5 protein-coding genes are annotated in these 14,907 nt (G+C 75.0%); 4 read left to right on the plus strand and 1 reads right to left on the minus strand.

What is annotated here, in order from left to right; all coding sequences use genetic code 11:
• Positions 1–14 precede the first annotated feature (14 nt).
• The 4 genes from ACFHW0_RS29435 to ACFHW0_RS29450 all read left to right on the plus strand — a co-directional run bounded on the left by ACFHW0_RS29435 (position 15) and on the right by ACFHW0_RS29450 (position 11,899).
• A complete protein-coding gene (locus ACFHW0_RS29435) occupies positions 15–9,263 on the plus strand; it encodes a type I polyketide synthase (protein ID WP_416612861.1) in 9,249 nt (3,082 codons plus the stop codon).
• 55 nt (positions 9,264–9,318) lie between these two features.
• Complete coding sequence (locus ACFHW0_RS29440) at positions 9,319–10,515, plus strand: alpha-hydroxy acid oxidase (RefSeq protein ID WP_416612863.1); 1,197 nt, start codon at positions 9,319–9,321, stop codon at positions 10,513–10,515.
• A 175-nt stretch (positions 10,516–10,690) separates the two neighbouring features.
• The gene (locus ACFHW0_RS29445; RefSeq protein ID WP_416612865.1) at positions 10,691–11,566 is read left to right on the plus strand and encodes an FG-GAP repeat domain-containing protein; all 876 of its coding nucleotides are present in this window, start codon (positions 10,691–10,693) and stop codon (positions 11,564–11,566) included.
• A gap of 87 nt (positions 11,567–11,653) precedes the next feature.
• Entirely contained in the window at positions 11,654–11,899 is a 246-nt protein-coding gene (locus tag ACFHW0_RS29450; protein WP_416612867.1) for a ferredoxin, read from the plus strand.
• A gap of 183 nt (positions 11,900–12,082) precedes the next feature.
• Here ACFHW0_RS29450 and ACFHW0_RS29455 read toward each other — a convergent pair.
• The coding region (locus ACFHW0_RS29455; RefSeq protein WP_416612869.1) for a type I polyketide synthase at positions 12,083–14,907 on the minus strand (2,825 nt) is incomplete at its 5' end.

A 14,907-nucleotide genomic window follows, 5' to 3' on the forward strand; every position in this document is an offset into this window, starting at 1 on the left:
AGGAGGGCTTACTGATGGCGAACGAAGAGCAGCTTGTCGAGTACCTCCGGCGCGTGACGGCCGACCTGCACGAGACGCGGCGGAAGCTGCGTACCGCCACGGAGCGGGAGCCGATCGCCATCGTCGGCATCGGCTGCCGCTTCCCCGGCGGCGTACGCTCCGCCGACGACCTGTGGGAGCTGGTGTCGTCCGGCGGCGACGGCATCACCGACTTCCCCACCAACCGGGGCTGGGACCTGGACGACCTGTTCGACCCGGACAGCGGCACCGGCACCAGCTACGTGCGGCGGGGCGGCTTCATCCCGGACGCGACCGACTTCGACGCGGGCTTCTTCGGTATCAGCCCGCGCGAGGCGCTCGCCATGGACCCGCAGCAGCGGCTGATGCTGGAGACGTCCTGGGAGGCGTTCGAGCACGCCGGGATCGACCCGCACTCGCTGCGGGGCAGCCGGACCGGCGTCTTCGTCGGCGCGAACAGCGTCGAATACCTGAACGCCATGCAGCGCGACGTCGACGCGCTGATCGGCTACACGATGACCGGGGTCGCGGGCAGCGTCGTGTCCGGCCGGGTGTCGTACGTGCTGGGGCTGGAGGGCCCCGCCGTCACCGTGGACACGGCCTGCTCGTCGTCGCTGGTGGCGATGCACGTGGCCGCGCACGCGCTGCGCAGCGGCGACTGCGACCTCGCGCTGGCCGGCGGCACCTGCGTCATCTCCACCCCCGGCACCTTCGTGGAGTTCTCCAGCCAGAAGGGGCTCGCCCCGGACGGCCGGGTGAAGGCGTTCGCCTCGGCGGCGGACGGCACGGCGTTCGGCGAGGGTGTCGGCGTACTCGTGCTGGAGAAGCTGTCGGACGCGCGCCGCAACGGGCACCGCGTCCTGGCGGTGGTGCGCGGCTCGGCCGTCAACCAGGACGGCGCGTCGAACGGCCTCACCGCGCCGAACGGGCCGTCGCAGCAGCGGGTCATCCGGGCCGCGCTGGCGAACGCCGGGCTCACCACGGCCGACGTGGACGCGGTGGAGGCGCACGGCACGGGCACCACGCTGGGCGACCCGATCGAGGCCCAGTCGCTCATCGCCACCTACGGTCAGGAACGGGACCGGCCGCTCTGGCTCGGCTCGGTGAAGTCGAACCTCGGGCACACCCAGGCCGCCGCCGGCGTCGCCGGCGTGATCAAGATGGTCATGGCGCTGCGGCACGAGGAACTGCCCCGCACCCTGCACGTCGACAAGCCGTCGCACCACGTGGACTGGACCGACGGCGCGGTCCAGCTGCTCAGCGAGCCGGTGCGCTGGCCACGGGGCGAGAACCCGCGGCGCGCCGGCGTCTCGTCGTTCGGCATCTCGGGCACCAACGCCCACGTGTTGATCGAGGAGCCACCGGCCGCCGAGGCCCCGGAGAGCGCCCCGCCGGCCGAGGGCCCCACCACGTGGGTGCTGTCGGCCCGGACCGAGGCGGCGCTGCGCGACCAGGCGGTCCGGCTGCGCGACCGCCTGAGCGACGACCTCGACACGCACGACGTCGCGTACGCGCTCGCCAGCACCCGCGCCCGCCTCCCGCACCGCGCCGTCCTCGTCGGGGACCGCGACGAGCTGTCCACCGCGCTCGACGCCCTCGCGGACGGCGGCGCCGCCCGCAACCTCGTCACCGGGCTCGCCGACGCCGGCGACCGCACCGCGTTCCTCTTCCCCGGCCAGGGCTCGCAGTGGCTGGGGATGGCCGCCGAACTGCTGGACACCTCGCCCGTCTTCGCCGCCCGGATGGCGGAGTGCGCCACCGCCGTGGACCGGCACACCGACTGGTCGCTGCTCGACGTGCTGCGCGGCGTCCCGGGCGCCGCCTCCCTGGACCGGGTCGACGTCGTCCAGCCCGCGCTGTTCGCGATGATGGTCTCGCTGGCGGCGCTGTGGCGCTCGCACGGGGTCGAGCCCGCCGCCGTCGTCGGACACTCCCAGGGCGAGATCGCCGCCGCCTGCGTGGCCGGCGCGCTCTCCCTGGACGACGCCGCCCTGGTGGTTACCCGGCGCAGCCAGCTGATCGCCGTGGACCTCGCCGGGCGGGGCGGCATGGTGTCCGTGTCGGAGCCGGTGGCGAGTCTCGCCCGGCGCCTGCGGCCCGGGCTGTCGGTCGCCGCCGTGAACGGGCCGTCCACCGTGGTCGTCTCCGGCGCGCCCGAGGCGCTCGACGAGCTGCTGGCCGAGTGCGAGCGCGACGGGGTCCGCGCACGGCGCATCGACGTCGACTACGCGTCGCACTCGGCGCACGTCGAGTCGATGCGCGAGGAGCTGCTCCGGGTCCTCGCCCCCGTGCGGCCCCGCACCAGCGACGTCCCGCTCTACTCGACCGTCACCGGTGAGCTGCTCGACACCGCCGAGCTGGTCGCCGAGTACTGGTACCGCAACCTGCGGCAGACCGTCGAGTTCGAGCAGACCGTACGCGGCCTCATCGCCGACGGCATCGACTCCTTCGTCGAGGTCAGCTCGCACCCGGTGCTCGTACCCGCCGTGCAGGACCTGCTCGACGAGGCGGGCGGCGGCTCGGTCGTCGGCACGCTGCGCCGCGACGAGGGCGGCGTGCGCCGGTTCCTGCTGTCGCTGGGGCAGGCGCACACCCGTGGCGTGCAGCCGGACTGGGCCACGCTGGTCACCGCCCCGGCCCGACCGGTCGCCCTGCCGACGTACGCCTTCCAGCGCCGGACCTACTGGCCCAGCGGCGCGGGCGGCCCGGTCGACGCCACGGGCCTCGGCCTGGGCTCCACCGGACACCCGCTGCTCGGCGCGACCGTGTCGCTCGCCGGCGCGGACGGGGTGCTGCTCACCGGCCGGCTGTCGACCTCGGCGCACCCGTGGCTCGCCGACCACCGGGTGGCGGGCCGGATCTTCCTGCCCGGCACGGCCTTCGTCGAGCTGGCGGTCCGCGCGGGCGACGAGGTGGGCGCCACCGAGGTCGAGGAGCTGACGCTCGAAGCGCCCCTCGTGGTGCCGGAGCGGGGCGCGGTGCAGGTCCAGCTCCGCGTCGGCGAGCCCGGCCCGGACGGCGCCCGGCGGCTGACCGTCCACTCGCGGCCCGACGGCGAGGGCCCGTGGACCCGGCACGCCACCGGCACCCTGGGCGCCGGCGCGCCCGGCGCCGTCGACCGTGCCGCGGCCCCGGCGGGCGTCTGGCCGCCCGAGGGCGCCGAGGCGCTGGACACCGCCGAGCTGTACGACCGGTTCGCGGCGCTCGACGTGACGTACGGCCCCGCCTTCGGCGGCCTGGGCCAGGTGTGGCGCCGGGGCGACGAGGTGTTCGCCGAGGTCACCGCCCCCGAGGCGGCGAAGGCCGCGGGCTTCGGCCTGCACCCCGCGGTGCTCGACGCGGCGCTGCACCCGCTCGGCCTGGGCGTGTTCACCTCCGACGACGGCGAGGGCGGGCCCTGGCTGCCGTTCGCCTGGCACGGGGTGACCCTGCACGCCACCGGTGCCGCCCGACTCCGGGTCACCATCCGCCCGGCCGGCCCGAACGCCGTCGCGGTGACCGCCGCCGACCACACGGGCGTCCCGGTCGCCACGATCGACACGCTGGCCGTCCGCCGCCTGCCAGCGGGCGCGCTCGCCGACCTGACCAACCCGCGCCACCAGGCGATGCACGTGCTCGACTGGGTGCCCGTCCCGGTGGCCGACGGCGCGGCCACGGTCGCGGTCGTGGGCGGCGAGCTGCCCGGCGCCACCGCGTACGACAGTCTCGCCTCGATCGTCGAGGTCCCCGACTACGTGGTCCTCCCGGTCGCCCGGGACGGCGACCTGGTCGCGGCCACGTACCGGGCCGTGGAGCACACCCTCGCCGCCACCCAGGAGTGGCTGGCCGACGACCGGTTCGCCGACGCCCGTCTGGTCGTCCTGACCGAAGGGGCCACCGACGCGACCGAGCCGGCACTCGCCGCCGTGTGGGGCCTGCTGCGCTCGGCCCAGTCCGAGAACCCCGACCGGATCGTGCTCGTCGACGTCGCGGGCGGGCAGTGGGCGCCGAACCTCGTGCCCGCGCTGCGCTCGGGCGAGCCGCAGCTCGCCCTGCGCGGCACCGAGGTCCTCGTGCCCCGCCTCGCCAAGGCGTCCGGGCAGCCGGGCACGCCGCCGGAGATCACCGGCACCGTCCTCGTCACGGGGGCGTCGGGCACCCTCGGCCGCCTCGTCGCCCGGCACCTCGTCGCGCGGCACGGCGTACGTCGGCTCGTGCTCGCCGGCCGCCGTGGCATGACCGAGGACCTGGCGACGCTGCACGAGGAGCTGACCGCCCAGGGCGTCGACGTGACGGTCGCCGCCTGCGACGCCGCCGACCGCGAGGCGCTGGCCGCGCTCGTCGCGGAGCATCCGCCCACGGCGGTGGTGCACACGGCCGGTGTCCTGGACGACGGGATGATCCCGTCGCTCACGCCGGAGCGGGTCGCCACCGCGCTGCGTCCCAAGGTCGACGCGCTCGTCAACCTGCACGAGCTGGCCGGCGACCTGAGCGCCTTCGTCGTGTTCTCCTCGGCCGCGGGCGTCCTCGGCGGCCCCGGGCAGGGCAACTACGCGGCGGCCAACGCGTTCGTCGACGCGTTCACCGCCCACCGGCGCGCCCGGGGCCTGCCCGCGGTGTCGCTGGCATGGGGCATGTGGGCGCAGCGCACCGGCCTCACCGGCGCGCTCGACGACGCCGACCTCGCCCGGATGCGGCGCTCCGGCGTGCGGCCGCTCTCCACCGAGGACGGACTCGCGCTCCTCGACGAGGCGCTCTCCGCGCCCGAGCCCGCCCTCGTGCCGATCCACCTGGACCTCGCCGCGTTGCGGCAGCAGGCGGCCGGCGGCGTGCTGCCCCCGGTGCTGCGTGGCCTGGTCCGCACCCCGGCGCGACGCCAGGTCTCCGCCGACGCCGCGGCGGCCTCCGACCTGGTCGCGGCCCTCGCCGGGCGCGGCCCGGCCGAGCGCCGCAAGGAGCTGGTCGACGTCGTCCGTACGCAGGTCGCGGTCGTGCTCGGGCACGGCGGCGCCGAGGCGGTCGGCGCGACGAAGGCGTTCAAGGAGCTGGGCTTCGACTCGCTCACCGCCGTCGAGTTCCGCAACCGCCTCAACGCGGTCGTCGGCCTGCGGCTGCCCGTCACGCTGGTCTTCGACTACCCGAACCCCACCGCGCTGGCCGAGCACCTGGACGCGGAACTCTTCGCCGGAGGGTCGGCCGCAGCCGTGGTCGTGGCCACGTCCGACGGCACCGACGACCCGATCGCGATCGTCGGCATGGGCTGCCGGTTCCCCGGCGGCGCCAGCTCGCCGGAGAAGCTGTGGGACCTGGTCGCGGGGGGCGTCGACGCGGTGGCCGGCTTCCCGACCGACCGGGGCTGGGACATCGACAACCTCGTCGACCCGGACCCGGACAAGCCCGGCCGCACCTACTGCGGGGAGGGTGCCTTCCTGTACGACGCGGCCTGGTTCGACGCCGAGTTCTTCGGCATCTCCCGCCGCGAGGCCCTGGCCATGGACCCGCAGCAGCGGCTGTTCCTGGAGACCTCGTGGGAGGCCGTCGAGCGGGCCGGCATCGACCCCGGCAGCCTGCGCGGCAGCCGTACGGGCGTGTTCGCCGGCCTGATGTACCACGACTACAGCGCGCACCTCCAGCACCTGCCCCCCGAGCTCGACGGCTTCATCGGCACCGGCGTCGCCGGCGGCGTGGTCTCCGGCCGGGTGTCGTACGCGCTGGGGCTGGAGGGGCCGGCGGTCACCGTCGACACGGCGTGCTCGTCGTCGCTGGTCACCCTGCACCTGGCCGCCCAGTCGCTGCGCCGGGGCGAGTGCGCGCTCGCCCTGGCCGGTGGCGTGACCGTGCTCGCGACGCCCAACGCGTTCATCGACTTCAGCCGCCAGCGGGCCCTCGCCCCGGACGGCCGGTGCAAGTCCTTCGCCGCCGGCGCCGACGGCACCGGCTGGGGTGAGGGCGTCGGGGTGCTGGTGCTCGAGAAGCTCTCCGACGCGCGCCGCAACGGCCACCCGGTGCTCGCCGTCGTGCGCAGCACCGCGGTCAACCAGGACGGCGCCAGCAACGGCATGACCGCGCCGAACGGGCCGTCGCAGCAGCGCCTGGTCAACCAGGCGCTCGCCGACGCGGGGCTGCGACCGGCCGACGTGGACGCCGTCGAGGCGCACGGCACCGGCACCACCCTCGGCGACCCGATCGAGGCCCGGTCGCTCATCGCGACGTACGGCCGCGACCGGGGCGAGCACCCGCTCTGGGTCGGCTCGATCAAGTCGAACATCGGGCACACCCAGGCCGCCGCCGGCGTCGCCGGGGTGATCAAGATGGTGGAGGCGATCCGGCACGGCGTGCTGCCGCCGACGCTGCACGTCGACGCCCCGTCGCCGCACGTCGACTGGGCGGACGGGGCCGTCCAGCTGCTGACCGCGGCGGTGCCCTGGCCGGAGACGGGACGCCCCCGCCGCGCCGGCGTCTCCTCGTTCGGCATCTCCGGCACGAACGCGCACGCGATCATCGAACAGGCACCCGAGCCGGTGGTGGTGGACTCGACGGCCCAGGTGCCGGTGGTGCCCCTGGTGGTGTCCGGCCGGGACCAGGCCGCGCTGAGGGACCAGGCGGCCCGGCTCGCCGTCCACCTCACCGACGCGGCGTCCGCCGTGGACGCCGGCTTCTCGCTCGCCACCACCCGTACCGCCCTGCGGCACCGGGCGGCCGTGCTCGGCCGGGACCTGGCCGAGCTGCGCGCCGGACTGTCCGCGCTGGCCCGTGGCGAGAACGCCCCCGGGGTGGTCGGCGGGGTCGCCGACACCGCCGGGGCGACCGCCGTGCTCTTCACCGGTCAGGGGGCGCAGCGGGTCGGCATGGCGGGGGAGCTGATGGGCTTCCCGGTGTTCGCGGCGGCGTTCGACGAGGTGTGCGCTGGGTTGGACGAGCACCTGGAGCGGCCGTTGCGGGAGGTGCTGGGCACGGAGGAGGTGCACCTGACCGGGTGGGCGCAGCCGGCGTTGTTCGCGGTGGAGGTGGCGCTGTTCCGGTTGTTCGAGTCGTGGGGTGTGCGGCCGGACTTCGTGGCGGGGCACTCGATCGGTGAGCTGGCGGCGGCGCACGTGGCGGGCGTCCTCACCCTGCCGGACGCCGCCCGGCTGGTGGCCGCCCGCGGCCGGCTGATGCAGGCGCTGCCCGCCGGTGGCGCGATGGTGGCCGTACGCGCCACGGAGGACGAGGTCGCGCCGCTGCTCTCCGACGCCGTCGCGGTCGCCGCCGTCAACGGTCCCGCCTCGGTCGTGCTCTCCGGCGAGGAGGCCGCCACCCTGGCGGTGGCCGAGGAGCTGGCCCGCGGCGGTCGCAAGACCAAGCGGCTGACCGTGTCGCACGCGTTCCACTCGCCGCTGATGGAACCCATGCTCGACGAGTTCCGCGCGGTGGCCGGGTCCGTCACCCACCACCCACCGACGATCCCCGTGCTCTCCACGGTCACCGGCGAGCCCGCCGAGCTGACCCCGGAGTACTGGGTCCGTCAGGTGCGGGCGACGGTGCGGTTCGCCGGGGCGGTCGAGGCGCTGGCGGCACGCGGCGTCCGCACCTTCCTCGAACTGGGCCCGGACGCGGTGCTCACCGCGCTCGGCCGGGAGTGCGTGGCCGACGGCGAGTTCGTACCCGCGCAGCGCGCCGACCGGGACGGACAGCTGGTGGCGGCCGAGGCACTCGCCCGCCTGCACAACCGTGGCGTACCCGTCGACTGGCCGGCCTTCTTCGCCGGCGCGCGCCCGGTCGACCTGCCCACGTACGCCTTCCAGCGCACCCGCCTGTGGCCGGACCCGCCGGCCGCCGCCGCGCCGGGCGACGACTTCTGGGCCGCGGTCGACCGCGACGACCTGGGCGCGCTGCTGGGCCTGGACGACTCCGCGACCCTGAAGGACGTCGCGGTGGCGCTGGCGTCGTGGCGACGCGGGCCCGCGCCCGGCTACCAGCTGCGCTGGTCCCCGGTCACGGAGCTGCCGGTGGCCGCGCTGCGGGGCGTGTGGCTGGTGCCGGCGGGCGCCGGACGGATCGCCGAGGCGATGACCCGGCACGGCGCCGACGTCCGCGTGTACCGTGACGGCACGGCGGACGAGCTGCTCGACCTGACGCCGGAGCACGTGGCCGCGGGGGTGCTGACGACGCCCGCCGGTCCCACCCCGGCGGCGCTGGTCCGGGCCCTCGACGAGGCGCGCATCGACACCCCGGTGTGGTGCCTGACCCGGGGCGCGGCCGCGGTTACCCCCACTGAGCGGATCACCGACCTGGACGGGGCGGCTGCGTACGGCTTCGGCCGCTCCACCGCCCTCGCCACGCCCCGGGCCTGGGGCGGGGTCGTCGACCTGCCCGAGACGCTCGACGACCGGACGCTGACCGCCCTGTGCCGGGTGCTCACCCGGGGTGCCGGCGAGGACCAGGTGGCGCTGCGCTCGGCGGGCGTCTTCGCCCGCCGGCTCGTCGCGGCCCCCGTGCCGACCGGCGAGCCGTGGCGGCCGGCGGGCACGGTGACGCTGCACGGCGGGCCGCTGGCGGACAAGATCGCGGCCCTGCTGGAGGCGGCGGGCGCGACGGTCACCACGGAAGCCGCCGACACGGTGGTCGTCACCAGCGACGCCGACGACGCGGTCGAGACGGCCCTCGCCGCCCGGGCGGAGCGGCTCGTGCTCGTGCACACGGCCGACGAGATGTTCGGCGTCGCCGGCGCCGCCGAGACGGCGGCCGTGTTCGACGCGATCGCCCAGCAGCGCGACGGGGTGGTGTCGGTCGCGGTCGGTCCGGATCTCACCATGGAGCAGTTCGGCGCGGCGGTGGGCGCGGGCGCGGTCGGGCGGGTCGCCGCCGCCGTGGACTGGGCCTCGTTCGCGCCCGACTACACCCGGTACCGGCCGAGCCCGCTGCTGCGGGACCTGCCGGACGCGATGCGCCACATCACCGAGACCGCCGAGGACACGCTCGACATCGACGGCCCCGACGCGTTGCGCCGGCTGCTCGACGGCGCCGACGAGGCCGAGACCCGCGCGGTGCTGTCCCACGTGGTGCGGGCGCAGACCGCGTACACGCTCGGTCTGCCGTCGGCCGCCACGGTCGACGAGAACCAGGAGTTCCTCGACATCGGTTTCTCCTCGCTCACCGCCGTGGAGCTGCGACGCCGGCTGGAGGCGCTCACGGGGCTGGAGCTGACCGCCGCGCTCGTCTACGACCACCCGACGCCTGCCGAGGTGGTCGAGGAGCTGCTGGCCCAGCGGGCCCTCGTCGCATAACAGACCCCCACGCCGAGGAGCGGCCCTTCGCCACCCCTCACGGAAGGAAGCCCCCATGAGCAAGTCCGCCCGGATGAGCAGCCTCATCAAGCCGCCCAAGGTGGCGTGGAACCCGACGGAGCGCCGGCTGCTGCGCGCGGCGGGCATCGCGGACCTGCGCGCCGTCGCCCGCCGGGCGGTGCCCCGGATGGTGTTCGACTACTGCGACGGGGCGGCCGACAGCGAGCGCAGCCTCAGCCGCGCCCGGGAGACGTTCGCCAACATCGAGTTCCAGCCGTCGGTGCTGCGTGACGTGTCCGCCCTCGACACCAGCCGGACGGTGCTCGGCAAGCGGCAGAAGCTGCCGTTCGCCCTGGCGCCCGTCGGGTTCAACCGGGTGATGCACGCCGAGGGCGAGCCGGCGGTCGCCTCGGTGGCGCAGCAGTTCGGCATTCCGTACTCGGTCTCCACGCTCGCCACCACGTCGCTGGCGGACGTCGCCGCCGCCGCGCCGCAGGGCCGGCACTGGTTCCAGCTGTACTTCGCCGAGGACCGGGCGATGGTCAAGGAGCTGATCGCGCTCGCCGAGGAGGCGAAGTTCGACACCATCCTGCTGACGCTGGACACGCCGATCTCCGTGCCGCGGCGCCGCGACATCCGCAACGGGCTCACCATCCCGCCGTCGATGAGCATCGGCACCATCGCCGAGGCGTTCCTGCACCCGGGCTGGTGGATGCGGCAGTGGCGGGCCGGCACCCCGTCGCCGCAGGTGCTCAGGGCGACCGGCGGGTCCGCCTCCGACATGATCAAACGGGTGTTCAACCCCCGGCTGTCCATCGAGGACGTCGAGTGGCTGCGCGGCGCCTGGTCGGGCAAGCTCGTCGCCAAGGGCGTGCAGAGCGTCGCCGACGCCAAGCGGGTCGCGGCCGTCGGGGTCGACGGGGTGTGGCTGTCCACGCACGGCGGCCGCAAGCTCGACCGGGCCCCGGTGCCCGTCGAGCTGCTGCCGCACGTGGTCGACGAGGTCGGCGACCGGGTCGAGGTGCTCGTCGACACCGGCATCACCTCGGGCGCGGACATCGTCGCCGCGATCGCGCTGGGCGCCACCGCCGCCGTGGTCGGCCGGGCCTACCAGTACGGGCTGATGGCCGGCGGCCGGCGGGGCGTCGTACGGGCCATGGAGATCCTGAGCCGGGAGATCGAGGTCACCATGAAGCTGCTCGGGGTCTCCTCGGTGGGCGAGCTGAACCGTTCGCACGTCAGGTTCCGCTGATTCCCGTGGTTCCTCGGTTCCCGGATGGACCGCCGCGAAGGCCCGATGTTGGCTGCTCGTGGCGGTCTCTTCGCGGGTGGTGAGGGGTGTCGGTAGGGGTTACCCCTCCCGGAGCCCTTCGTAATGATCGGACTGTCGTATTTCGGGGCGTACGTGGAGGTTATCTGTGGCACGCATGGGCGGGAATGGTCACTGCCGTTCGTTCAACGGGGACGGGAGGATGGACATCATGGTCCGTGACGACGTCACGGGCGAACTGCTGGTCTTCCCGCACAGCGGCAGCTTCCGTGGTGGCGAGACCTTCGGCGAGCCGGTGCTGATCAGCACCGGTTTCCATCCGGAGCGCAACCACGGGCTGGTCCGTCCCATCGACGTCAACGGCAACGGCTACGCCGACGTCATCGGCGTGAGCATGACGCACATGAACGAGACGCACGGGATCTTCCTCTACCCGAACAAGGGCGGGCTGAACGGTCTGGACACCCTCGGTGAGCCGATCCGCATCTCCGGCGCGCGGGACGACAAGAAGTGGGAGACCCTGGGCATCGCGGACGTGGACCTGGACGGTTGCGACGACATGTTCGGCCGCGAGCAGAACGCCGGCCACGTGGACGCGTTCTTCAACCAGCGGCAGGTCAAGCAGAACGAAACGTACGACCGCACCGCGCACCGCCTGGTGACCGTCGACGTGGACGACTTCCCGCTGGCGATGGCCGACGTCACCGGCACCGGCCGGCCCGACCTGCTGGTCCGCCGGGCCAACGGCGACCTGGACCTGTACGAGTTCGCGCACAACACCTCCGGCGAGGGCCCGTGGTGGCGGGGCGAGGGCCGGTGGTTCACGCTCGCCCGGGGCTGGCAGGAGTACGAGATCATCACGGTGACCGACATCGACCTGGACGGCCGCCCCGACCTGTTGGGTCTGCGCGCCGACGGCACGCTCGTCGTCCACCTGCACAACGGCAAGTTCGACCCGGACCGGCCGTTCGCGACGCTGTCCGCACCGGAGGTCGTCGCGACCGGCTGGCAGAAGTACTCGGTGGTGAGCTGACGTGGGTCAGCTCGCGCCGCAACCGGGCGGGCCGCCACGCGCGGTCCCGCGACCCGACACGGTGGACACACGACGAGAGGGACAGTGGTGAGCGCTGACGAGGCCGGCGACCAGGCCGGGTGGCGGTTGGTAGTGGAATCGAAGCGCTGCATCAGCTCGGGTTTCTGCGTGGGCAGCGCGCCGGACCACTTCGCGATGGACCCCGTCTCCCGGCCGCTGGCCGACGTGGTGGCGCCGTCCGAGCTGGTGGTCGAGGCCGCCGAGTTCTGCCCGGTGGAGGCCATCTCGGTGCTCGACGCGCAGGACGGGACGCTGATCGCCCCGAAGCGATGACGGTGGGGCCCGCCGGGTGCGACCACACCCGGCGGGCCGACGCCCACCACAGGCCGCCGTAGGCGGCCTTCTTCGTTTTCGGCCGCAGCCGGTCCTTGCAGTCACCGGGGACCGGGCCAGCTCGACGCGACCTGTCGAGCTGCCCCCGTGGACGGGGCGGCGCCGGCGCGCCGCCCCGTCGGTTCAGATCTTGTCCAGTTCGTTGTCGAGGATGTCGAACAGGTCGTCCGCGGTGACGGAGGCGAGGTCGGCGCTCTCGGCCGGCGCCGGGTTGGACTTGTCGCGCCACTTCGTCAGGAGCCGTTGCAGGGCCGTGGCGATGTCCGTCTCCGCCGCGTCCGCCGTCTCCAGCTCGTCCAACGTCGCCTCGAGCCTGGCGATGCCGTCGACCAGGGTGCGCAACCGCAGCTTCTCCTGGTTGCCGCCCAGCTCCTCGATCAGGTGCTCCACGAGCGCCGTGGGCGTGGGATGGTCGAAAGTCAGCGTCGCCGGCATCCGCAGGCCGGTGGCCTGGTTGAGCCGGTTGCGCAGCTCCACCGCCGTCAGCGAGTCGAAGCCCAGCTGCTTGAACGCCTGGTCCGCCGCGATGGTCTCCACCGACTCGTGGGCCAGCACGGCGGCCACGTTCGTGCGTACCAGGGTCAGCAGCACCTCGCGCTGTTCCGGCTCGGTGAGCCCGGCGAGCCGGCGGGACAGCGGCACCGCGCTGCCGGCCGGGGTGGCGCGCCGGGGTCGGGTGAAGGAGCGCAGCGGTGGCGACGCCGTCGTGCTCGTGCGCAGGGCGGAAACGTCCAACCTGATCGGGACCAGGCACGGCTCCTCGGTCCGGCAGGCCGCGTCGAACAGCGCGAGCCCCTCCTCGACGGTGTGCGCCAGCACGCCGGTGCGCCCGATGCGGGCGAGGTCGGCCTCGGTCAGCCCACCGGTCATCGCGCCACCGCTGCGCCACAGGCCCCAGGCCAGCGACGTCGCCGTGAGGCCGGCGGCCCGGCGGTGCGCGGCGAGCGCGTCCAGGTAGGCGTTCGCCGCCGCGTAGTTCGCCTGGCCGGCCGTGCCGAGCACCCCGGTCGCCGAGGAGAACAGCACGAACAGCTCGACGTCGCCGGCCAGCTCGTGCAGGTTGAGCGCGGCGTCGACCTTGGCCCGCAGCACCGTGTCCACCCGTTCCGGCGTGAGCGACTCGACCGTGCCGTCGTCCAGCACACCCGCGGCGTGCACGACGCCGACCAGGTCGGGCACGGACGTCAGGAGTTCCGCCAGTGCGGCCCGGTCCGCGGCGTCGCAGGCGACGACCGTGATCCTGGCGCCCAGCGACTCCAGCTCGGCCGCCAGCTCCGCGGCGCCCGGCGTGGCCGGGCCCCGGCGGGAGGTCAGCACGAGGTGCCGCGCGCCGTGCGCGGTGACCAGGTGGCGGGCCAGCGCGGCGCCCAGTGCTCCGGTGCCGCCGGTGACGAGCACGGTGCCCGTCGGGTCGAACAGGCGGCGGTCCGAGGCGGCCGCGAACGTCGCCAGGCGCGGCACGGTCGACACCCCCTCGCGGACGGCCACCTGCGGCTCCCCGGTCGCGACGGCCGTGCCGACGAGGGCCGGGTCGTCGGTGTCGACGAGGACGAAGCGGTCGGGGTGCTCGGTCTGGGCGGAGCGGACCAGGCCCCAGACCGCCGCACCCGCCGGGTTCGTGCCGTCGGTCGCGCCCCGGGACACGAACACCAGCGGGGAACGGTCGCCGGGCAGCCACTCCTGGACCGCCGCGAGCGCGTCGTGCACGGCGGCCCGTACCGCCTCGGCGTCCGTGCCGGTGCCGACCGGGAACACGTCGAAGGCGTCGGCGGGGGCCACGGGCGTGGGGACCGGCAGCCACTCCAACCGGTGCAGCCCGTCCGGACCGGCGGTGGAGCGCAGCTGCTCGATCGTCACCGGGCGCGCGGCCAGGGACTCGACAGTGGCCACCGGCATCCCGGTGTCGTCGGCGAGCGCCAGGGCGTACGCGTCGTCGGCGGTCGGGGTGATCCGCACCCGCAGGGCCGTCGCCCCGGCGGTCAGCACCCGTACGCCGTGCCAGCTGAACGGCAGGCGCAGCGGGCCCTCGGTCCCGGTGGCCAGGGAGATCGGGTGCAGGGCAGCGTCCAGCAGCGCCGGGTGCAGTCCGAAGCGGCCCGTGGGCACGTCTGCGGGGAGCGCGACCTCCGCGAGCAGTTCGTCGCCGCGGCGCCAGGCCGCCACCAGTCCCCGGAACGCGGGACCGTAGTCGATGCCGAGGTCGGCGACGCGGTCGTACAGGTCCTCGACCGGGGCGGGGACGGCGTCGGCGGGTGGCCACTCACCGGTCCAGCCGGTCTCGGGCTCCGCGGCGACGTCGAGCAGGCCGGTCGCGTGCTGCGTCCAGGGCTCGCCGTCGGGTGCGTCCTCGCGTCGGGAGTGCACCCGCAGCGGCCGGCGGCCGGCCTCGTCGGGTTCCCCGACCTCCACCTGGATCCGTACCGCGCCGTCCGGCGGCAGCACCAGCGGCGCGTGCAGGGTCAGCTCCTCGATGAGGTCGAGGTCGACGTGCTCGGCGGCCCGCCGCGCGAGTTCGACGAACGCGGCGCCCGGCAGCAGGACGGTGCCCAGGACGGCGTGGTCGGCGAGCCAGGGCTGCTCGCGCAGGGACAGCCGGCCGGTGAGCACGCTCCGCTCCGAGTCGGCGAGCCCCAGCACCGCGCCGAGCAGCGGGTGGTCCGCCGCCCCGAGGCCGAGTCCGCCGGCGTCGCCGGGGGACTCGTCGGGGACCAGCCAGTACCGCTGGTGCTGGAACGGGTACGTCGGCAGCTCCACCTCGCGGGCCCCCGCCAGGTACGCGCCGGCGTCGGGGCCGGTCCCGGCGGTGAAGAGCTGCCCGACGGCCCTGGTGAGGGTCGTGGTTTCGGGTTGTCCGCGGCGGGTGGTGGCGATGGCGGTGGCGGTGGCGGTGGCGAGGACGGTGTCGGGGCCGATTTCGAGGAAGGTGTCGACGTGGTGGGTGGTGGTGA

Source organism: Micromonospora sp. LOL_025 (genome assembly GCF_048060285.1).
In the GTDB taxonomy this organism is placed as follows: Bacteria; Actinomycetota; Actinomycetes; order Mycobacteriales; family Micromonosporaceae; genus Micromonospora.